This is a genomic window from Mycobacterium dioxanotrophicus, from assembly GCF_002157835.1.
Classification (GTDB): Bacteria; Actinomycetota; Actinomycetes; order Mycobacteriales; family Mycobacteriaceae; genus Mycobacterium; species Mycobacterium dioxanotrophicus.
In genome coordinates, this window is sequence record NZ_CP020809.1 from 2511621 (window position 1) to 2533190 (window position 21570).

Sequence of the window (21570 nt, forward strand, 5' to 3'; positions counted from 1 at the left end):
GGCGGGCGATGCGGATCGCGGACGTGCTGAGCAACAAGGGCGCCGCCGTGGCGACGATATCTCCGGAAGCCACGGTGTCTCAGCTGCTGGCCGGGCTGCACGAGATGAACATCGGCGCGATGGTGGTGGTCGGTTCCGAAGGGCTGGCCGGCATCGTGTCCGAACGCGACGTGGTGCGCAAACTCCACGAACGCGGCAGCAGCCTGCTGGCCCAGCCGGTCTCGGAGATCATGACGACTGTGCTCGCCACGTGCACCCCGCGCGACACGGTCGATCACCTCAGCGTGCTGATGACCGAGAACCGCGTGCGGCATGTGCCGGTGCTCGACGGTGGCCGGCTGGCCGGCATCGTCAGCATCGGTGACGTCGTCAAGACCCGAATGGAGGAGCTCGAAGCCGAGCAACAGCAGTTGCAGGCCTACATCACGCAGGAGCGCTGACGCGCTCACCGACACCGTTGAGAAGATCGTTGTCGGCGAAGGCGCCCCGGTAGGCCGCGGCCGGATGGCGCTCGGGCAGCCGGTCGCCCCGACCCAACAGTTTGTGGCGCAGCGTGCCGGACTTGTCGGTGGCGATCAGCCCCCGCTCGCGCAGCGTCGGGAACAGCCGGTCGGCCACCTCCTGGAACGACTGGGGGACCGTGGCGTGATAGACGTTGATCCCGTCGACGCCGGCCTCACGCCATTCCTCGAGGCGGTCCGCGATCTCCTCGGCGGTGCCGACGACGCGATTGGCACCTTCCAGAACCCAGGCCATGTCCCGGATCGTCGGCTCGGCATTGCCCGATGCTTCGGTCGCCCACCGGGTGAAACTCTTGATCCCGGTGAACTCGCCGAGCTGACTGATCGGGGTGTCCAGCGGCAGGCTGCCCGCGTCGATTCCGGCGTCGCCCAACGCGTGCAGGGCAATTCCTTCCAGGTCCAGGTAACGCTTGAGTTGGTCGTTGCGCCGGACCGCGTCGGCATGGGTGTCGCCGATCACGAACGACAGGCCCTGCGCGAACGTGATGTCGTCCGGATCCCGACCGTTTTCGATTGCCAGGGCGCGGGTTTCGGTGGTCAGCTGGTGAGCGGATTCGGGATTCGGGCTGCTGATGTACACGCCCTCGGCGTTGCGGGCCGAGAACAGCTGCCCGGCCGGTGACGAACCTGCCTGGAACAGAACCGGTGTGCGCTGCGGCGACGGCGACGAGAAGTGTGGACCCTCCACCCGGTACCGCTTGCCGACGTGGTTGATCTTGTGGATCTTGGCCGGGTCGGAGTGCACGCCGCGGTGCTTGTCCTGCACGAGTGCATCCTCGTCCCAGGATCCCTCCCACAACTTGTAGGTCACGTCGACGTATTCGTAGGCCCACTCGTAGCGCTCGTCGTGGGCGAGGGTGCCCTCGTGACCGAAGCTGCGAAACATGTTCTCGTTGAAGCTCGTCACGATGTTCCAGCCGAGCCGGCCGTCGGTGTAGTGGTCCAATGACGACATGCGCCGCGCGAAGTCGAACGGGTGGTCCTGGATGATGGAGCTGGTGAACACGATGCCGAGGTGATCGGTCGCGGCGGCCAGCGCCGAGGCGAGCACCGAAGGATCGTTGACGGGTATCTGGATACCGGCCTCGACGGACTTGCGCCAGTTGCCGTTCCACGGTGCCCGCAGCCCGAACACATCGGCGAAAAAGAGCAGGTCGTAGCCGGCGCGGTCCACCGCAGTGGCCAGCGACGTCCAATGCCGAAGCGAGTTGAACTTGTGGTTCTGCGCCTCGGGGGCGCGCCAAAGACCGTGCAGCACATGGGATGCGGTGTTCATCACGAACGCAGAGAAATACATGGGTCGCTTGGTGGAGCTCATGAGATCGGCCCCAAGGTGTCGCGGATCAGGGTGTTGTCGGTGGTCTTGAGGAATTCGGCGACCTTGGGGTCTTTGAACGTCTGGATGAGCTTCTGGACGTTGGGATCGTCGAGATGCTTGTTGCTGACCACCAATCCGCCTTCGCTGCCTTTCGGAGCGGGATGCCGGGCCAGGATCTGGTTCTCCGTCAGTCCGGCGGCGTAGACGTCGGAGATGTGGACCACGATGGCGTCGACGTCGGCGAGGCTGCGGGCCAGCTGGCCGATCGGAACCTGAATGAACTGGTAGTTCTTGGGATTGGCCGCGATGTCGCCGAGCTGCGGCAGTCCGGCAAGGGTCTCCTTGCCGGGCTTGAGGGTGATCTGCCCTGCCTCGGCCAGGTCGAGCAGGGCGATCGCCTGACCGGCCGGGTCGTCGCGCAGCGCGATCTTCGCGCCCGTCGGCAGCTGCGCCCAGCTGCGGTACTTGTTCGAGTATGTCGCCTGGTCCCAGGTGAATGTCGGTGCGGCCAGCGTGAGTTGGAATCCGTTGGCGGCGATCGCATCGTTGAGGAACGGCTGGTGCTCGAAGAAGTTGCCGGCCACCGTGCCCGCATCGACGGCCCGGTTGATCTCGATGAGGTTGTCGATGCGCACCGGTTTGATGGTGATGCCATGCTCGGGCGCGACGTTCTGGGCGATGTAGGCCAGCAGGTTCTCGGCGGCGATGTCGGTGCTCCACGTCGCGACGTCGAGCGTCGTGCCGAACGGCTTGTCCTGGTTGGTGCTGTTGGCGAAGAAGATGCCGCCCACGATGACGATCACGACGCCGACGGCGGCCGCGACCCACGGCCATCGGTGCTTCTTCTTGATCTCGATGTCGATATCGCCGACGTCGGGCGACGTGGTCTGCTGCTCGGTCACGGACGTTCCTTCGGGTAGCGGGTTTTCAGCGTGTGAGTGCCTTGACGACGCGGTCGCCGACGAACTGGACGACCTGGATCGTGATGATCAACGTGACCGCGGTCGCGATCATGATGTTGTCGTCGAATCTGTTGTAGCCATAGGTGATTGCCAGATTGCCCACGCCTCCGGCGCCGATCGATCCGGCGATGGCCGAGTACTCGATCATCGCGATGACGTTGACCGTCAGGGCCCCTGCGAGGGCGGGCAGCGCCTCGGACAGCTGCACGGTCCGGATGACCTGAAGCGTGGTGCCGCCCGAGGCCTGGCCCATGTCGGTGACGTCGGATCGCACCTCGCGCAAGGCGTTCTGAACGAGCCGCGCGAAGAACGGCACACCCGCGGTCGTCATCGGAACGATCGCGGCCGGGATACCGACCGTGGTGCCGACGATGAACCGGGTCACCGGGATGATCGCTGCCATCAGGATCAAGAACGGCAGCGATCGCCCGATGTTGACGATCGTGTTGAGCGTGGTGAACACCCGCGGATTCGGATACAGCCCCAGCGGTGAGGCGTTGTGCAGCGTGACACCGAGCGGCGTGCCGATGATGATGACGAGGACCATCGTGATGCCGACCATCAGCCAGGTCTCCCCGTACGCGGGCAGCAGCAGATCGGGCACGTGTTGCCACGGCGTGCTGAAGTCCTCCTGGGCCGCGACGGTGACGGACGGGGTCACGCCGCCTCCCGACGGGAGCTGATCTGGGCCGTGCGGACATGCAGCCCGCGGTCTCTCAGATGATCCGCGAAACCTGTTGGAGCTGACGGTGAGATCGCCAGCACCGCCCGTCCGACCGCGACCCCGCGGATGGCCTCGACACTGGCGGACAACACGTCGACCCGCAGGCCCGAGATACCCGGGACACTGTGGACGGCGGTCAGCCAGTCCAGCGGCACCCGACGCGAGGCGTAGGAGACTTCCCAGATGTCGGCCGGGCCGTCCGGCGTCACGGCGGGGCGCTCGGGGAGCAACTCACGGGCCAGGGCCGAATCCGGATCCAGGATGATGTCGGTGACCGAACCGTGTTCGACGATGCGGCCACCGTCGATGCGGGCCACCGAGTCGGCGATTTCGCGCACCACTTCCATCTCGTGCGTGATCAGGATGACGGACAGACCGAACTCGTCACGAAGGTGGCTGAGCAGGGCGAGGATTGACTTCGTGGTGGACGGGTCGAGTCCCGCGGTGGCCTCGTCGGACAACAGCACCGACGGTCGCAGCGCCAGCGCGCGGGCGATCCCGACCCGCTGCTTCTGACCTCCGGACAGTTGAGCGGGAAAGTACCCGCTGCGGTCGGCGAGCCCCACCCGGTCGAGCAGCTCGCCGACCCGGCGGTCGATGGAGGCGTCGGTGGCGCGCAGGTACTCCAACGGCAACGCGACGTTCTGTGCGACGGTGCGGCGGCGCAGCAGGGGCGCGCTCTGGAAGATGACGCCGATGTCGCGGCGCGCGGCGATCAGTTCGGCGCCGTCGAGCCGCGCGAAGTCCTTGCCGTCGACCCGCACGGTGCCGCTGCTCGGGCGCTCCAGGAAGCTCACGCAGCGCGACAGCGTGCTTTTGCCCGCACCGCTGGGCCCGACGACCGCCAGAATCTCACCACTGCCGACGGACAACGAGATGTCGTCGAGGACAGTACGGTCCCCGAAACGTTTGGTGAGGCTCTCGATCTCTATCACGGACGCTCTCTGGGTCGATGCGGACACGTCGGCGCAGCACTGCGCGGGGGATGGTCGGACACTTGCCGACAGCCCGCAATGTACGCGCGAGGGTGCGCCCGCCACAGGGTAGAAATCGAATTGATTGAAAGTGCCCGAGGCAGGTTTGCTTACCGCGCACCTGGATTCGCATGGATCCTGCGCGGTTCACCGCTAAGGCAGTGGGGCACAGGGCAATCCGTGACAGGCTGCGGCAGCACGTGAGAACGGCTCATGGCGTGGCCAGTTCCGAGGCCGTCGCCGGGAATCGGTTGGCGCTCAGCGCGGTCGCCCGCGTCGACGCGCATCCGGCCCGCAGCTGCTACGTGGTCGCTCGGCGGTCGAGGAGGTGGTCGACGCGCGACATCCATCGGATCATCGCGGCATAGTCGGCCTCGGCTCGCGCTTTTTTGACCTGCTGATAGGCAGTGAATATCTGGCTATCGAGCGTGGAAACCAAGTTGATCATTTGCCTGTCCTTCCGATCACCGTGACCGCAAGGACGGCGCAAGCTGCGGACAGCTCTCCGCATTGACAGCGAACCCAGTCATGATGGACAGCTCCTCGTCACCCATCCTCGCCAAACATCTTTGTATTCCCCGAATCACCGCTGCTTAATCCCACTGTCAACGCGTTCGGCGGTCATATCTCGGCGTTCGTGCCGCGCCGAGCCGTCGGCAGCGCGAGCACGTGACCGGCCCTACGCGGCCTGCCGGCGTCGAACGAAATCGGTTGTCGGCATTGTGCATCCGGCGGCGTGGTGACGGCATGGCGGCGCGGTGGCCGTCTCTGTTCTAGTCGCCCGCCAACTTCTTGCATTCCAAGGTGGTGATCGACCGAAGCCGCCACGTGGTATCAGGCGTTTCCGCGAGCTGCAGCAACGCCTCGTCCAACGTCTCCACGACCGGCAGCCCTAGCCCGGTTGCGGTGGGCAACACCAGCTTAACGGCGTCACTTGCCACCAAGACCCAATCCCGCCCGCTTTGACGGCACTCCGCCGCGAAACGGAGTATTGCCCTGAAACCGGCGAAGTTGACGAAGCCCACACCGCTGCAGTCGAGGACCAACGGACGGCCGACGTGCACGAATCCGATCAAGTAGCGGCTGACACGACGGACGCTGCGAGCGTCGATCTCACCGCCGACTTCGATGACCACCGCGGGGGGCCGCGGATAACTGCACAGCCGCACACCGAGCGCGGGCGGAGAAGTCGAGATGCGGGTGAGTTTAGGACCGGTGTAGGTCATAGCAACCCCTTGATGATCGGTGCGCATCGTCGCACCCCGGGCTTTGTTCTCAAGTCCGACGATGGACAAAGCTGACTTAGATTTACCCGTTCCCTGCGCGTCTATTCCTTCTTGTCCTCTTCGTGACCCACGCCGCGGGCCTGAGATTGCTTGCTGCTGTCGGCAGCTCGAATGTGCGATCGTGGGCGGGTGGCCGCCGTCGATGTCCGCCCCGTGCACAAACCCGACGTGAGGCAGCTCGCTGCCGTGCTGGCGCGCGCCTTTTACGACGACCCGGTGATGAAGTGGATGCTGCCCGAGGACGCCCGTCGCCGCAGGGGGCTGGTGCCGATGTTCGCGACCATGACCCGTCACCACTTCCTGGCCGGCGGCGGCAGCGAGGTGGCCGCCCGCGCAGGACGGATCGGGGCTGCCGCGCTGTGGGATGCGCCGGGACGGTGGCGACACACGCGGCTAGAGCAGCTGTTGATGATGCCGACGTTTCTGCGGGCGTTCGGGCGGCGGGGCACCCGCGGTCAGCAGATCGAGGCGCTGATGAAGGAGCACCATCCGGAGGAGCCGCATTGGTATCTGGCGGTGATCGGCAGTGACCCCAGCGTCCGGGGCGGCGGCTTGGGCCATGCGTTGATGCGGTCGCGGCTGGATCGCGTCGACGCCGAGCACGCGCCTGCGTATCTGGAGTCCAGCAATCCGGACAACGTTCCGTACTACCTGCGGTTCGGATTCGAGGTGACCGGCGAGATCCGGTTGCCCGACGGTGGCCCATCGCTGACCGCGATGTGGCGGCAACCACGGTAGAGCTCGGCTCAGCTCCAGGAGTACTCGGCGCGCAGGCGGGCGGCGACCACCTCGAACTGCTCACGGGCGAGGATCGCGCCTTCGCGGCGGATGCTCTCTTCGGGTACGTCGAGCACGCGGTCCAACCGGACCCAGCTGGCGCGGCCGTCGTAGTCCCAGCTGCCGGTGCCGATGCCGACCCAGTGGGGTTCGTTGCGGTGGTACTCCTGGCTGGACAGCATCAGGCCGAGCAGGGTCCGCTGGTCGCGCCCCACGACCAGGACCGGGCGGTCCTTGCCTTTGGTCGGGTCGTCCTCGTAGACCACCCAGGTCCACACGATCTCGCCGGGATCGGCGCGGCCATCGAGATCGGGTGCGTAGATCAGCCGGCGGGCCCGGTGCGAGGTCGGAACACTGTGCTGTGAGACCGGTCGACCTGCGGTGATGGCCGGAGTGCGGTCCACCTGGCTGCCCGCGAGCACCTCGAGCCCGAGCTTGATGCCCTGCTGGATCCCCTGTTGGACGGTGCGCGGCACGGTCTCGGGATTCTGCAGTTGGCGGATGAATTTCGGCGCCTCGTTGAACATGAGGTTTTCCGCAAAGCGTTGAAACGCCTTCCACTGCGACGCCATGGTGTCGAGCATAGGGCAGGAACTGCCGCCGCGATTGTGTCGTGGGGGTGGGTGCTCGATACCCTGGATGGGCACACCACGTGCTCGACACCCACGCTCACCAGGAGATTCCCATCAGCAGTTTCGCCGACAAGACGTTCACTGCGCCGGCGCAGATTCGGAACTTCTGCATCATCGCCCACATCGACCACGGCAAGTCGACGTTGGCCGACCGGATGCTGCAGCTCACCGGCGTCGTCGACGACCGGTCGATGCGTGCGCAGTACCTCGACCGGATGGACATCGAGCGCGAACGCGGCATCACCATCAAGGCCCAGAACGTGCGGCTGCCGTGGCAGGTCAACGGCGAAGATCACGTGTTGCACCTGATCGACACACCTGGCCACGTCGACTTCACCTACGAGGTGTCGCGCGCGCTGGAGGCCTGCGAGGGGGCGGTGCTGCTGGTCGACGCCGCACAGGGCATCGAGGCGCAGACCCTGGCCAACCTGTACCTGGCCCTCGACCGGGACCTGACCATCATCCCGGTGCTCAACAAGATCGATCTGCCCGCCGCGGACCCCGAGCGCTACGCCGGTGAGCTCGCCCACATCATCGGCTGCGAGCCGTCCGATGTGCTGCGCGTGTCCGGCAAGACCGGCGAGGGCGTGGCGGAGTTGCTCGACGAGGTGGTGCGGCAGGTGCCTGCGCCGACCGGCGACGCCGACGCACCGACCCGCGCGATGATCTTCGACTCGGTCTACGACATCTACCGGGGCGTGGTGACCTATGTCCGGGTGGTCGACGGCAAGATCGTCCCGCGCGAGAAGATCGCCATGATGTCCACCGGCGCGACCCACGAACTGCTCGAGGTCGGCATCGTCTCACCCGAACCGAAGGCCAGCGCGGGCCTCGGGGTGGGGGAGGTCGGTTACCTCATCACCGGTGTGAAGGACGTCCGACAGTCCAAGGTCGGTGACACCGTGACCACGGCCCGGGGTGGCGCCAAGGAGGCCCTGACCGGCTACCGCGAACCGAAGCCGATGGTCTACTCGGGCCTGTACCCGGTGGACGGTTCGGACTATCCGGATCTGCGCGATGCGCTGGACAAGCTGCAGCTCAACGATGCGGCATTGACCTACGAGCCGGAGACGTCGGTGGCGCTGGGCTTCGGGTTCCGCTGCGGCTTCCTGGGGTTGCTGCACATGGAGATCACCCGCGAGCGCCTGGAGCGCGAGTTCGATCTCGACCTGATCTCCACCTCGCCCAACGTCGTGTACCGCGTCATCAAGGACGATGGATCGGAGATCGTGGTGACCAACCCGTCGGACTGGCCCGAGGGCAAGGTCCGCGAGGTCTACGAGCCGGTGGTCAAGACGACGGTGATCGCGCCAAGCGAGTTCATCGGGACCATCATGGAGCTGTGCCAGTCGCGGCGCGGTGAACTCGGCGGCATGGACTACCTCTCACCCGAACGTGTCGAGCTGCGCTACACGATGCCGTTGGGCGAGATCATCTTCGACTTCTTCGACTCGCTGAAGTCGCGCACCCGCGGCTATGCCAGCCTCGACTACGAGGAGGCCGGCGAGCAGCAGGCCGATCTGGTCAAGGTCGACATCCTGCTGCAGGGCGAAGCGGTCGACGCGTTCAGCGCCATCGTGCACAAGGATTCGGCGGCGGCCTATGGCAACAAGATGACCACCAAGCTCAAGGAGCTCATCCCGCGCCAGCAGTTCGAGGTTCCGGTGCAGGCCGCGATCGGTTCGAGAATCATTGCCCGCGAGAACATCCGGGCGATCCGCAAGGACGTGCTCTCCAAGTGCTACGGCGGTGACATCACCCGTAAGCGCAAGCTGCTGGAGAAGCAGAAAGAGGGCAAGAAGCGCATGAAGACCATTGGGCGAGTGGAGGTTCCGCAGGAAGCCTTCGTCGCTGCGCTGTCGACGGACGCGGCCGGGGACAAGGCGAAGAAGTAGCCCCGCCGCGCCCGTCGAACCGGTTGCTCAGCGCGGGTAGCCGCCGGCTGCGGCGCGTTGCACGACCAGCCGGGTCAGCAGGTAGTGCACCAGCCCGGCGACCGCGAACGCGGGCAGCGAGGCTGTGGTTTACCGGAACACGCCGGTCGGTTCGTAGGTCACCGGGTTGAGCAGCAGTGCGTAGGTGACCGCGCCGGCGGCGACGGCAGCGAACGCCGCGATGTTGAACCCGTTCCAGTAGCTGTAGGCGGATTCGCCGACCGGGCGGAACAGGTCGCGGACGTTGAGGTGCCGACGCCGCAGGACGAAGTAGTCGACGACCTGGACCGCGCACAGCGGTGCCAACACGATCGCGCCCCAGGACACGAACCGCCCGTAGTTGTCGTATACGGCCGACGGGAAGAACACCAGGACCGCGGCCGGACCGAGGATCACCGCGAGCATGAGAGGCCAAGCCGCCTTGCGGAAGAACGCTCCGCCGCCGCCCTTGAGGGCGACCATCGACGCGTAGCCCTGGGACAGGATCGCGGTGATGTTGGCCAGGCAGATGATGACCAACGCCACCACCCCGAGGCCTGCGCCGGCGAGCGGGATCATCCACTGGGTCGGGTCCTCGATCTGCAGCGAGAGGGCGGCCAGGACGCCGACCACCGCGGCGCACACCGAGGCGCCGAACACGCCGATCCAGTTGGGCCAGAACGCTGCTCGCGAGCTACGGGTCAGCCGGGCCAGGTTGCCCAGGTTGGGCCACCAGGCGAAGCCGCCGGCCAGGTTCAGTTCGACGGCCAGCATGAAGCTCAGATGCGGGTCGTCGCCGGCACCGCCGAGGGGAACCAGTGCGGTGAGGTCCGACCAGCTGTGCCCGGAGAACACGATCACGATGACGCCGACGATGATGAGCACCAGCAGCGGTGCGATGAAGCGGCACACGGCCTCGACCGACACGGGGCCGCGCGCCAGCACGATCCAGGACACCACGATCGCGACCAGGCCCAGCAGGCTGGCGGCCACGCCGGATTCCGAAAGATGTGTTCCGGCAATCTCGTTGACGACGGTGACCAGGCCGTGGCCGAACATGATGGCCAGCACGGCCGACCAGGCCGCGGCCAGCACGGTGGACACCGAGACCATCACGACCCTGGCGCCGTTCTCACCGAAGATGCTGCGCAGGCCGACGAATTGTTCGATGCCGTATTTGACCGAGGGCATGCACGGGGCCAGGGCGACGAGCAGGACGCTGATGCCGTAGCCGATCACGATCGACGCGATGGCCTGCGTGACACCCACGTAGTAGGCGACTGCGGCGCCCTGCAGGAACGCCCAGGTGGCCACCGCGAGTCCCACGTTGACAGCGGAGTGCTGCCAGAAGCCCCAGATCCGTTCGGCCGGACGCAGGGGGAGATCGGTCAGCGTGGCATCCAGGCTGCTCTCGGCGCCGCTCTGGCGCAGTGCGTCGGCCATCAGTACGCCCACCACAGGAGCGCGACTGTGGCCAGGGCGAGGGCGGCGATGGCGACCAGCAGGTCGGTCGTCGGTAGGTCGGACACCTGCATCGCGGTGCCGTCGGGGGACTCCAGCATGCTCAGGCGGTCCTCGAGTTCTTGGTCGAATGTCGTCTCGTCCACCGGGCTCCATTTCTGATTGGCGGGCCAGTTTAAGAGAGTCTGTGGTGGGCCTCACAACTTGTCAACCCGGTTGACCGACTCACTTTCATTCTTGACTGACGGGCCAATTAACAATAAGAATCGACGCCATGACAACAACCTCGCCGTCCGGGGACTCCGTCCACACCGTGGTGATCGGGGCCGGATACGCCGGGCTCGCCGCAGCATTGTCGCTGGTGGACAATGGCACCGACGTGCTGGTCCTGGAAGCGTCGGATCGCGTCGGAGGCCGTGTGCACTCCCAGCGGCTCGACAGCGGTGTGGTGGTCGACCACGGCGGGCAATGGGTGGGGCCGACCCAGCACCGGCTGCTCGCAGCGGCCGAACGGTTCGGATGCGCGACCTTCCCGACCTACGACACCGGTGATCACCTCGAACTGTGGGCCGACGGCAACTGCCGGCCCTTCCGGGGTGCCGGGCCGGTCGATGGACCCGGCGTCGAGCAGTACGTCGAGGCGACCGAGGCCATCGACAAGCTCGCCGTCACGGTCGACCTCGACAACCCGGGCGCCACCGAGCGGATCGCCGAATGGGACAGCGAAACCGTGCAGTCGTACTTCGATCGCACCGTCGACGACGCCGACGCGCGCAGGCGCCTCGCACTGGCGGTGCAGGGCGTCTGGACCGTGGAGCCCAGGGACATATCCCTGTTCCACCTGCTCTTCTATGTCGCGTCCGCCGGCGGATTCGACCAGCTCATGGAGACCGCCGGATGCGCGCAGGAGCGGCGCTTCGTGGGCGGCGCGCAGTCTGTGGCACTGGCCATGGCCGAGCGCCTGGGCGAAAAGATCCGGCTCAACACACCGGTCACTCACGTCGAGCACAGCGCGGACGGCGTGCGCGTCGACACCGACCGCGGGCCGGTGTACGCCTCGCACGTCGTGGTGGCGGCCTCACCGGGCGCGGCGGTCCGGATCCGGTTCACCCCGACTCTGCCGCCGTCGCGCAACCGCTGGATGGAACGCAGCCCGATGGGCGAGGTCTCCAAGATCCACACCGTCTATGACCGCCCGTTCTGGCGTGAGCGCGGACTGTCCGGGCAGGCCACGGTGTACGGCGACCGCAACGTCGGCGTCGTCTTCGACAATTCGCCCGAGGCCGGCGAGGCCGGGGTGCTGGTGTCGTTCGCCTACGGTGACCGCCAGCGCCGCTGGGCGGCGTTGCCGCCGGCCGAGCGCCGTGCCGACATTCTCGCCACGCTCGGCGCCATCTTCGGCGACGAAGCGACAAACCCGTTGGCGTACACCGAGAAAAGCTGGCCCGAGGATCGCTGGGCACACGGCGGATATGCGGCCAACCCGGCGCCCGGCGTCTGGGTCGAACACGGCGCCACGGGATGGCGCGCCCCGTGCGGGCGGATCCATTGGGCGGGTTCGGAAACGGCAAGCGTCTGGAACGGCTACATCGACGGCGCGATCGCCTCCGGTCAGCGCGCTGCTGACGAGATCATCGCCGCCGCAACGCCGTAACCATCTTCACTGTCACCACAGATAGGAACAATCACGTGGCGCAAACTTCTGTGCTCGGCCGTGCCGGCGCAGACCTCAGCGTGTTCAGCGACCCGCGCTCGGTCGCCGTCGTCGGGGCCTCCGAGGACCCCGCGAAGTGGGGCTACTGGCTGGCCTCGGGTGCCCTGACGGGCGCGCGGCGCCGCACGGTGCACCTGGTCAACAGCCGCACACCGCACGTGCTCGGTCAACGGTGCGCGGCGAGCCTGCTCGACCTCCCCGAGACGCCCGATCTGGTCGCCCTGTGCGTTCCGGCGGCGCACGTCGACACTGTGGTCGACGAAGGCCTGCAGCGCGGCGCGCGCGGTTTTCTCGGGATCACCGCAGGCGTCGCCGACGAGCGGGCCCTGGCGGCGCGGATCGCCGCCCACGGCGCCCGGCTGATCGGCACCAACAGCCTCGGAATCTACGACGCCAGCAGTGATCTTCAGCTGATGTGGGGCAGCCTCACGCCCGGGCCGCTGGCCATCGTCTCACAGAGCGGGCAGCTCGGTTCCGAACTCGCCGCGATGGGACTGCGCCACGGCCTGGGGGTGTCCCGGTTCGTGTCGATCGGCAACCAATCAGATGTCACCGCAGTCGAATTGCTCGCCGACCTGGCCGGGCACGACGCGACCCGGGTGGTCGTCGTCTACCTGGAGAGCTTCACCGACGGGGAGGCCCTGTTCGACACCCTCGCCGCGTTGCGCGCGGCGGGCAAGCCGACGGTGTTGCTGACGGTGGGCTCCAGCGCGGCGAGCTCCCGGATGGCGCGCTCGCACACCGGATCGCTGACGTCGTCGCTCGACCTGGTCGACGCGGCGTGCCGCGCCGCTGGCGTGGTGCGGGTCAAGACGCCCGCAGAGGTCATCGACGTCGCGCGCACGCTGCTGGCCGCACCCGTGCCGAACGGGCAGCGCATCGCGATCGTCGGGGACAGCGGCGGGCAGAGCGCGATCGCCGCGGACGTGGCCTCGGAGCGGGGGCTGACGGTCGCCCCGTTCCCGGCGTCACTGAGCGAGTCGCTTGCCGGGCTGCTGCCGGCAGGTGCGGCGTGCGCCAATCCGGTCGACCTCGCCGGGGCGGGGGAGAAGGACATCGAGAGCTACGCAACGGTTGTCGAGCAGGTGGCGGCAGCGCCCGGCATCGACGCCGTGGTGATGACCGGATATTTCGGCTGCTACTCGCAGGACATCCCGGCGCTGGCGGCCGCCGAGGCTGCGGTCGCCCAGCGGATCGGTGCGCTCGTCGACGCCACCGGTATCCCCGTGGTGGTGCACACCATGGGCCCGGAATCGCCGACAGCGCAAGCACTCTGGGATTGTGGGGTACCCGCGTTCGGCTCGATCGAGGCCGCGGCGGGCGCGTTGGCCCACGCCGCCGAACTGTGCGCACGGCCGCCCGTCGAGCCGGCCCCTACGGCGACGACGTCCGCCACCGCGGTTCGCCCCGGCTACTGGGCCGCGCGGGAATTGCTGGCGCAGACGGGCGTTGCCTTCCCCGCCGGTGCGGTGGTCACCACCGGTGCCGACCTGTCGGCGCTGACCGAGCTGAAGGCGCCGTATGTGCTCAAGGCCGGCTGGCTGGAGCACAAGAGCGAAGTCGGTGGCGTCCGAATCGGTCTCGCCGACACCGCCGAACTGCACGCGGCGTTCGCGGACATGCACAGCCGGCTCGGCGCCGGCGATTACGTCGTCGAAGAGCAGGACATGCGCGACGGTGCCGTGGAGGTTCTGGTCAGTGCGCGGCGTGACCCGCAGCTCGGTGCCTTCGTGGTCGTCGGTGCGGGCGGCACGGAAACCGAGGTGCACCAGGACGTTCGCGTCGAACGTGCGCCGGTGTCACGTGTGGCCGCCCGACAGATGCTCGACGACTTGCGCATTGCCCCGCTGCTGCGTGGCTGGCGCGGCCGGCCCGCGATCGACATCGACGGCCTGGCCGATCTGGTGGTGGCGGTCTCCGAACTGATCGCCCACCGCCGCGATATCGCCGAGGTCGAGCTCAACCCGGTCCGGGCAACGGCACACGGGGCCGTCGCGGTGGATGCGCTGGTGATCCCCGTGGCAGGGCAAGAACATTGCGAATCAATGGAATTGGGAGACAACACGTGACAACACCGGACACTTCGACCGAATTCGCCGGGCGGGTCGCACTGGTGACCGGCGGCGGCAGCGGGATCGGTCAGGCCATCGCGGTGCGGTGGGCCGCGGCCGGTGGCACCGTCGCGGTGCTCGGGCGCCGCAAGGAAGCCCTCGAGGAGACCGTGCGCCTCGCCGAGGCCCACGGGGTGAGCGCCGAGGCGGTCGTGTGCGACGTGCGTGATCACGTCGCCGTCGCGGACGCCGTCGACGACGTCGTGACCCGGCACGGCCGCATCGATGCGTTGGTCAACAACGCGGCAGGCAACTTCGTCGTGCCGTCGGAGGACCTCTCGCCCAACGGTTGGAAAGCCGTCACCGACATCGTGCTCAACGGCACCTTCTACTGCACGCACGCGGTCGGGCGGCACATGCTGGCCCAGGGTGGCGGAACCATTCTCAACGTCATCGCCAGCTATGCCTGGCACGGCCACCCGGGAACAGTGCACAGCGCCGCCGCCAAGGGCGGCGTGGTCGCCATGACCCGCACCCTGGCGGTGGAATGGGGTGCCCGCAACGTCCGGGTGAACTGCATCGCCCCCGGGCCCACCGAGACCCAAGGTGCGGGCGCGGCGTTGTGGCCCACCGCCGAGGCCCGTGCCGACGTGCTGGCCAGCGTTCCGGCAGGAAGGTTCGCGAGCCCCGAGGAGATCGCGGAATCCGCGGCGTTCCTGCTCAGCGACCGCGCCGCATTCGTCACCGGGGATGTGCTGGTCGCCGACGGCGCCCAATGGCTCGGCAAGGCGATCTACACCGACCCGCTCGCGCGTACCTGAAATCGCACGACTCCAACAACTTTCACCACCGAAGAGGAGACCAGACATGCAGACCACCAACATCCCGGCCTGGCCGCTCAGCGATGAGCAGCGCCAGATCGTCGAGCTGTGCCGCGACTTCGCCGCCAAGGAGATCCGGCCCCGCGGCCGCGAAGTCGACGAGGCCGACACCGTCACCCCGGTCGACATCTTCCAGAAGGCCGCCGAGGTCGGCATCACCGACTTCATGATCCCCGAGGAATTCGGTGGCGGAGGCTTCACCGATGTCTTCACGCAATGCCTGGTGCAGGAGGAACTGTGCTGGGGCGACCCGGGTATCGGCAACCTCGTGTGCTCGAACGGCTTCTTCTCCGATCCCATCATGGTGCTGGGCACCGAGGACCAGAAGAAGCGCTGGCTGACCCCGCTGACCGGGCCCAAGTCCCCGATGACCTCGCTGGCCACCACGGAGCCCGAATCCGGCTCGGACGCCGCGTCGATCGTCACCACCGCGACGCGCGTCGAGGGCGGCTACCGCATCAACGGTCAGAAGGCGTGGATCTCCAACGCCGGTGCCGCCGAGTTCTACGTCATCTTCGCCAAGACCGACCCCACCCAGCGGTCGGGCGGCGTGACCGCATTCCTGGTCCACCGGGACACCCCCGGAATGAGCTTCGGCGAACCGATGAAGAAGATGGGGCAGCGCGCCATCGTCTGCCGCGAGATCTTCCTCGACGACGTGTTCGTCCCGGAGCAGGACCGGCTCGGCGAAGAGGGACAGGGCTTCTACGGCCTGATGGGCACGTTCGACATCTCGCGGGTGGTACTCGGCGCGGCCGCCGTCGGTGCGGCGCGCGCTGCCTACGAGTACGCGCTGGACTACGCCAAGACGCGAAAGCAGTTCGGGGTACCCATCATCGAGCACCAGGCGGTGGCGTTCCGGCTCGCCGAGATGGCGACCCGCATCGAATCGGCGCGCCTGCTGGTGCTGCACGCGGCCCGGGTGATCGACAGCGGAGCGCCTGCGCGCGGGCTGGCGGCGATGGCCAAGCTCACCGCGTCCGAGACGGCCATGTTCGTCACCCACGCGGCGGTCCAAACCCTTGGCGGCTGGGGATATTCGCGGGAATACCCGGTGGAGCAGTGGATGCGTGACGTCAAACTGGAGGAGATCGAGGAGGGCACCTCGGACATCATGAAGCTGGTGATCTCCCGCAACCTCGGCTGACCTGCCCGGGCATTGTTGATTGAACGTACAGTTATCGGACTTGTACGATCGGCCCAGCAATGCCGAGCTGATCCGGAGGGCCGATGCCACGTCCCAGCGTCGAGGCCGAGCGGCGGCCGCAGATCCTGTCTGCGGCATGCGAGGTGATCGCGCAGGTGGGCATCCCGGCGTTGCGGCTGTCCGATGTGGCCAAGGAGGCCGGTGTCAGTTCTGGCACCGTCCACTACTACTTCGAGACCAAGCGCGACGTCATCACCGCGGCGTTCGAGTTCAACCTCGCCGATTCGCTGGCGCGTCGGCAGGAATTGCTGAGCTCGGAGAAGGACAGTCTGGCCATCCTGCACGATCTCGTGCAGTCCTACCTGCCCACCGACGAACGATCCCGGCGGGCCTGGAAGGTGTGGCTGGCGCTGTGGGCCGAAGGCAGCCGTGACCCGGTGCTGCAGGAGATCAACGACCGGCTCTACGGTCAGTGGCGCGACGTGGTGGCGGGGGTGATCCGCTCGGCGCAGCACCAGGAACTGGCCCGATCCGGTGATCCAGTTGTGCTGGCCAACATGCTCATCGGCATGCTCGACGGGTTGGCGGTGCAGGTGCTCCTCGGCTCGCACAGCATGTCGTTGGACGCGATGCAGGAGACCTGCAAGGCGTTCATCGGCGACGTCATCGCCCGCTGATCCGTCCGGGTCGCCGAAAGCCTTTGAGTCCCTTGTGTAGGCTTTGCTGACCCCGCTGCCGTAGTAGGGTCGGGATGATTGCTGTCGGCGGGAGTGGACGATGAGAACGGTTGGCGCGCTCGGGTTGCTGGTGTCCGCCGTCATGCTGACGGCGGGGTGTACCAAGGTCGTCGACGGCAATGTGGCGGCTGCCGACGGCCTGGCGCCGCGCCCGCTGAGCGGTCAATCCGTCGAAAAGGCCCTGCCCGACATCGGGCAAGTGGAGAAGCTCGTCGGTGAAACCCTCGCCGAGGACAACTACGTGCCGTCGATCTCGGGCGGTCTCGACGACCTGCCCAACGGTTTGGCCACCGAACAGGATGCGACACCGCACGACTGCGTCACGGTGTCGAGCCCCATGCAGCGCAGTACCTACGAATCCGCTGACGTCACCGGCGCAGCCAGCACGCAGTGGAAGGGCGACCAGTCCGACGGTGCGGTGCTGGCCGTCGACGTCGGTGTCGTCGCCCTCGGCAGCGTGGCCGACGCCAACGCGCTGTTCGCCGGGTTCGCCAAGCAGTGGAAGGACTGTCGGGGCCAGACGGTGACGCTCGTGCGGGAGTCGGTGCGCGGCGGCTACTACACCGACGCGATCACCGACGTGCGGGAGAGCGGTTCGGTGATCGCCGCCACCGTCGAATTCGGCCACACCACAGACCAGTCAACCAGCCCGGTGGCCCGTGCCATCGGCGTGCGGGCCAACTGCCTGGTCGAGACCGAGGTCGCGTTCTACAGCGATGCGGTGACATCGGGCAAGCCGTCCAATGTCGACACCGTCGCCATCGAGATCGCGCGGGCGATGATGGACCGCGTCGAGGAACTCACCTGAGAAGACGTGATCCCGCGACATAGCGGTACGGCGTCGGCGACAATGACATATGGCCAGCAGGGCGCGGCTGTTCGTCGCAGGCTCCGTCGCGGCACTGGCAGTGTCCGGATGCACGAGCACGGTTGCCGGGACGGCGGTTCGCGACCCGAGTGCCCCGCCGCCGAGGACCACTCTGGCCGAATCCGACCTCGACGGTGTCCTGCTGTCCACGACCACCCTCGACGGCATCCTCGGCACGACGGGTCTCAAGGTCACCGTCGACACCGACCAGATGCAGGATCAATCCAACGCCGTGGTCGACACGGACTGCCTGGGGGCGGCGTTCGGAGCTCAAGAACCGGTGTACGCCAACAGCGGCTGGACCGCGGTGCGCGATCAGGTGGTTCGAGAGCCGGGCGAGCACAACGAGCACTGGCTCGAGCAGGCTGTGGTGCTCTATCCCTCGGCCGACGAGGCCAAGCAATTCCTCGCTGAATCGCAGTCGGACTGGGCGAAATGTCAAGGCACCCTGATCACCTTCAGCGACAGCGACGAGGTGCAGGTCTGGAACCTCACCGATGTCACTGTGGACGGCTCCACCATCAGCCAGATGTCGACCCCGGGCGCCGACAATGCCGGTGGTTGTCACCACGCCATGGCCGTCGCGGCCAATGTCATCGTCGAAACCTGGGCCTGCGGCAGCTCGGTCACCGACGAGGCGGTCACCATCGCCAACGACATCGTCGCAAAGATCAAGCAGCTGTAGAGGTCCCGTTTCTTGCGCGAGTTCTCACGCGCGTTCTTGCGCGAACAGACACTGCGGTACGCGACACGCCGGTTTTCGCGGACCTGCGTGTCTGTTCGCGCAGGGAAGGTGAGTTGGCTTCTGGCTGAGCGCAACCCTGCAACCGCAGCGGCGACGACCGTAGCGTCGGCGCAGTGCCCAGAGAACTGCATCTGCTCGCTTTCGGCAACACCCGCTCGGCAGGCCCGTGGCGGCATCCCGGCATCGACAACAGCACCGCGGGGGTGCGCCGTCGGCTGATCGAGCACGCCCGAACCGCCGAGGCGGGGACCTTCGACGCGCTGTTCTTCGCCGACGGACTCAACTACGGACCACCGGCGACGTGGGCCTACAAGACCCCGGAGGACTTCGAACCGCTGACCGCGACGGCGGCGTTGTCCTCGGTGACCGAGCACATCGGCCTGGTCGTCACCGGATCGGCAACCCTGCAGCATCCCTATCACCTTGCCCGCCAATTGCTCTCGTTGGATCACCTCAGCGGGGGACGGGCCGGCTGGAACCTGGTCACCAGCTTCGCGCAGGCTGCCGCCGACAACTTCAGTGCCAACGGCGTCGTCGACCACGACGAGCGGTACCGCATCGCCGAAGAGGCGCTCGACGTGGTGCGCAAGCTGTGGGACGGTTGGGGCGAGGACACCATCGTCGAAGACCGCGCGGCCGGGATCTTCCACGACGTCACCAGGATTCGTCCGGCCAACCACCACGGCCGGTACTTCGCCGTCACGGGTCCGCTCGGTGCTTCCCGGTCGGCACAGGGCCGGCCTGTGTTGTTCCAAGCCGGCTCGTCGGAGACCGGACGAGCGTTCGCGGCCCGCCACGCCGAGGTGATCTTCACCAGCCACGGCAACCGGAATCGTGCGCAGGAGTTCTACCGCCAGATCCGCACGGCGAGCCTGGGCCGGGCGCAGCCGCCGCTGATCACGCCGTCGCTGCGGTACGTGGTCGGGTCCACCGAGGACGAAGCCAAGCGCGCCGAACGTGAGGAATACCAGTACTTCAGCCCGGAGTATCAGGCTGGATGGCTGCTGGAGGTCGACGTCGACGTCACCGACGCGGACCTCGACGGTCCTGTGCCGGCGTCGGCGTTCCCCGATCACACCCAGACGCATCAGACCGCGCTGGCCGGCTACCGCGCGCTGGCCGCCGACGGCAACCCTACAGTGCGAGAGTTCCTGTACCGCACCGTGAACGGTTGGGGCGCATCGGTGGTCGGTACCCCTGAGCGCATCGCCGACGAGATCGAGGAGTGGTTCACCACGGCGGCGGCCGACGGCTTCGTGCTGCGGGACACCGGATTGCCCGGGCAGGCCGAGTTGTTCGTCGAACAGGTGGTACCGGTGTTGCGCAAACGTGGCCTGTTCCGCCATGAATACACCGGGACGACGTTGCGGTCCCACCTCGGGCTGGAGGTGCCCGGCCGATGACCAGCACGCGAGATCCGTTCGTACTGGCGGCATTCACGATGTCGACGGTGTCGCACGGCAACTTCGGGTTGTGGCGCCACCCACACGATCAGACTGCCCACTACACCGACATCCGGTACTGGGTCGAGCTGGCGAAACTTCTCGATGCCGGCGGATTCGACGCACTGTTCGTCGCCGACGCGGTCGGCCAGCTCGACGTGTTCGGCGGCGACGCGGCCGCGGCGCTGACCCGTGCGGTACAGACCCCGGTGACCGATCCGCTGCTGGCGGTCTCGGCGATGGCCGCCGCGACAACGCATCTCGGCTTCGGCATCACCGTGTCCACCACCTACGAGAGTCCGTACCTGCTGGCTCGCAAGTTCAGCACGCTCGATCATCTGACCGGCGGCCGCATCGGCTGGAACGTCGTCACGTCGCTGCTGGACAGCGCCGCGCGCAACATCATCGGCCGTGACCGGCAGATCCCACACGACGAGCGCTACGCCATGGCCCAGGAATTCCTGGAGGTCACCTACAAGCTGTGGGAAGGGTCCTGGGAGGACGGCGCGGTCGTGCGCGACCGGGAGGCCGGCGTCTACACCGATGCGACCAAAGTGCACACGATCGCTCACGAGGGCAGGTATTTCTCCGTTCCCGGTGCGCATCTGGTGGAGCCGTCGCCGCAACGCACCCCGGTGTTGTTCCAGGCCGGAACCTCACCGGCTGGACGGGAATTCGCAGCGCGCAACGCCGAGCTGGTGTTCGCCAGTGATCCGCGGCCCGAGGTGCTGCGCGCCAACATCGACGACGTCCGCCGGCGCGCGGTGGCCCACGGCCGCAATCCCGACTCGATCAAGTTCTTGACGTCCATCGAAATCGTCACCGACACCACGGATTCGGCGGCCAGAGCCAAGGCCGACGAACTGTCCCGCTACCACGACCTGGATGCCGGACTGGTGCTGCTCTCAGCACTCAGCGGTGTCGACTGGTCCACCTACGGTGTCGACCGGCCCATCGAGCAGTTCGACACCGACGCCAGCCGCTCGATTCTCGCCGCGGTCGGCGACAGTCGAATCACCTTGCGCGACTATGTCGGGGGACTCGGAGGTTTCGGCGGGCAGCTGTTCGTCGGATCGGCAGGCACGGTGGCCGACGAACTGGAGGCCTACGCCGAGCGCACCGGGGTCGACGGTTTCAACATCGCCTACCACGTCACTCCGGGCAGTTTCGCCGACGTCGCCGAACACTTGATACCCGAGCTGCGGCGGCGCGGCCGGGCCAGGACCACCGACGCTCCGACCACCCTGCGGCAGCGCCTGTTCGGCGGTGACTCAGCGGTGCTGCCGCCGGACCATCCGGGCGCCGGTTTCCGGTTGGCAAAAGAATCCCGCCGATTCGATAACTGACGCCGACGACGATGTTGCGGCATCGTCATGACCACCTAATCCATTGTGCCCCTGTCAGTTACGACAGAAAG

At 67.1% G+C, this 21570-nt stretch carries 21 protein-coding genes; 13 read left to right on the forward strand and 8 right to left on the reverse strand.

Annotation, left to right across the window (positions count from 1 at the left end):
• Positions 1-8: 8 nt before the first annotated feature.
• Positions 9-440, forward strand: coding sequence for a CBS domain-containing protein (locus tag BTO20_RS12180; RefSeq protein WP_062827247.1), 432 nt, complete (start codon positions 9-11; stop codon positions 438-440).
• On the opposite strand, the gene BTO20_RS12185 is transcribed toward BTO20_RS12180, so the two are convergent.
• From BTO20_RS12185 to BTO20_RS12200, 4 genes are read right to left on the reverse strand one after another with little or no spacing between them, the layout of a single operon-like run.
• The gene (locus BTO20_RS12185) at positions 424-1839 is read right to left on the reverse strand and encodes an NtaA/DmoA family FMN-dependent monooxygenase (RefSeq protein WP_087076150.1); all 1416 of its coding nucleotides are present in this window, start codon (positions 1837-1839) and stop codon (positions 424-426) included. The two genes, BTO20_RS12180 and BTO20_RS12185, sit on opposite strands and share 17 nt — an antisense overlap.
• Positions 1836-2741, reverse strand: coding sequence for a MetQ/NlpA family ABC transporter substrate-binding protein (locus BTO20_RS12190; protein ID WP_087076152.1), 906 nt, complete (start codon positions 2739-2741; stop codon positions 1836-1838). Before BTO20_RS12190 ends, BTO20_RS12185 begins: the two co-directional genes overlap by 4 nt.
• A gap of 25 nt (positions 2742-2766) precedes the next feature.
• Positions 2767-3462, reverse strand: coding sequence for a methionine ABC transporter permease (locus BTO20_RS12195; protein ID WP_087076154.1), 696 nt, complete (start codon positions 3460-3462; stop codon positions 2767-2769).
• Complete coding sequence (locus BTO20_RS12200; RefSeq protein WP_087076156.1) at positions 3459-4460, reverse strand: methionine ABC transporter ATP-binding protein; 1002 nt, start codon at positions 4458-4460, stop codon at positions 3459-3461. The genes BTO20_RS12195 and BTO20_RS12200 overlap by 4 nt, the downstream gene beginning before the upstream one ends.
• 257 nt (positions 4461-4717) lie before the next feature.
• Here BTO20_RS12200 and BTO20_RS39275 point away from each other — a divergent pair, with 257 nt between their 5' ends.
• Positions 4718-4867: a hypothetical protein gene (locus BTO20_RS39275; protein ID WP_157680203.1), complete on the forward strand. Its 150-nt coding sequence runs from the start codon at positions 4718-4720 to the stop codon at positions 4865-4867.
• Positions 4868-5272: 405 nt separating this feature from the next.
• Here the strand turns inward: BTO20_RS39275 and BTO20_RS12205 are convergent, their stop codons facing one another.
• On the reverse strand, positions 5273-5725 hold the full coding sequence (locus BTO20_RS12205; protein ID WP_087076159.1) for an STAS domain-containing protein: 453 nt from the start codon (positions 5723-5725) through the stop codon (positions 5273-5275).
• Between the two features lie 171 nt (positions 5726-5896).
• Between BTO20_RS12205 and BTO20_RS12210 the strand changes: the two genes are divergently transcribed.
• Positions 5897-6523 carry a GNAT family N-acetyltransferase gene (locus tag BTO20_RS12210; RefSeq protein ID WP_087076161.1) on the forward strand — a complete coding sequence of 209 codons (627 nt, stop codon included), beginning with the start codon at positions 5897-5899 and terminating at the stop codon, positions 6521-6523.
• Between the two features lie 8 nt (positions 6524-6531).
• On the opposite strand, the gene BTO20_RS12215 is transcribed toward BTO20_RS12210, so the two are convergent.
• On the reverse strand, positions 6532-7146 hold the full coding sequence (locus tag BTO20_RS12215; RefSeq protein ID WP_198344357.1) for a type II toxin-antitoxin system PemK/MazF family toxin: 615 nt from the start codon (positions 7144-7146) through the stop codon (positions 6532-6534).
• A 29-nt stretch (positions 7147-7175) separates the two neighbouring features.
• On the opposite strand from BTO20_RS12215, the gene lepA reads away from it, so the two are divergent.
• On the forward strand, positions 7176-9089 hold the full coding sequence (lepA, locus tag BTO20_RS12220) for a translation elongation factor 4 (RefSeq protein WP_087076163.1): 1914 nt from the start codon (positions 7176-7178) through the stop codon (positions 9087-9089).
• Positions 9090-9218: 129 nt separating this feature from the next.
• On the opposite strand, the gene BTO20_RS12225 is transcribed toward lepA, so the two are convergent.
• Positions 9219-10550, reverse strand: a complete 1332-nt coding sequence (locus tag BTO20_RS12225) for a cytosine permease (RefSeq protein ID WP_232491117.1) — start codon at positions 10548-10550, stop codon at positions 9219-9221.
• Positions 10550-10714: a hypothetical protein gene (locus BTO20_RS39280; protein ID WP_157680204.1), complete on the reverse strand. Its 165-nt coding sequence runs from the start codon at positions 10712-10714 to the stop codon at positions 10550-10552. Before BTO20_RS39280 ends, BTO20_RS12225 begins: the two co-directional genes overlap by 1 nt.
• 128 nt (positions 10715-10842) lie before the next feature.
• Between BTO20_RS39280 and BTO20_RS12230 the strand changes: the two genes are divergently transcribed.
• From BTO20_RS12230 to BTO20_RS12270, 9 genes are all read left to right on the forward strand, one after another.
• On the forward strand, positions 10843-12222 hold the full coding sequence (locus tag BTO20_RS12230) for a flavin monoamine oxidase family protein (protein WP_087076165.1): 1380 nt from the start codon (positions 10843-10845) through the stop codon (positions 12220-12222).
• 35 nt (positions 12223-12257) lie between these two features.
• Entirely contained in the window at positions 12258-14351 is a 2094-nt protein-coding gene (locus BTO20_RS12235; protein WP_232491118.1) for an acetate--CoA ligase family protein, read from the forward strand.
• A complete protein-coding gene (locus BTO20_RS12240) occupies positions 14348-15154 on the forward strand; it encodes an SDR family oxidoreductase (protein WP_087076167.1) in 807 nt (268 codons plus the stop codon). The genes BTO20_RS12235 and BTO20_RS12240 overlap by 4 nt, the downstream gene beginning before the upstream one ends.
• A 46-nt stretch (positions 15155-15200) precedes the next feature.
• A complete protein-coding gene (locus BTO20_RS12245) occupies positions 15201-16361 on the forward strand; it encodes an acyl-CoA dehydrogenase family protein (protein ID WP_087076169.1) in 1161 nt (386 codons plus the stop codon).
• An 83-nt stretch (positions 16362-16444) separates the two neighbouring features.
• Positions 16445-17038: a TetR/AcrR family transcriptional regulator gene (locus tag BTO20_RS12250; protein WP_087076171.1), complete on the forward strand. Its 594-nt coding sequence runs from the start codon at positions 16445-16447 to the stop codon at positions 17036-17038.
• Positions 17039-17138: 100 nt separating this feature from the next.
• On the forward strand, positions 17139-17906 hold the full coding sequence (locus BTO20_RS12255; protein ID WP_232491119.1) for a sensor domain-containing protein: 768 nt from the start codon (positions 17139-17141) through the stop codon (positions 17904-17906).
• Positions 17907-17955: 49 nt separating this feature from the next.
• Positions 17956-18651: a sensor domain-containing protein gene (locus BTO20_RS12260; RefSeq protein WP_087076174.1), complete on the forward strand. Its 696-nt coding sequence runs from the start codon at positions 17956-17958 to the stop codon at positions 18649-18651.
• Positions 18652-18824: 173 nt separating this feature from the next.
• Complete coding sequence (locus BTO20_RS12265; protein ID WP_087076176.1) at positions 18825-20114, forward strand: NtaA/DmoA family FMN-dependent monooxygenase; 1290 nt, start codon at positions 18825-18827, stop codon at positions 20112-20114.
• Positions 20111-21499 (forward strand): LLM class flavin-dependent oxidoreductase, encoded by a 1389-nt coding sequence (locus BTO20_RS12270; RefSeq protein ID WP_087076178.1) that lies wholly within the window; start codon positions 20111-20113, stop codon positions 21497-21499. Before BTO20_RS12265 ends, BTO20_RS12270 begins: the two co-directional genes overlap by 4 nt.
• Positions 21500-21570 lie beyond the last annotated feature (71 nt).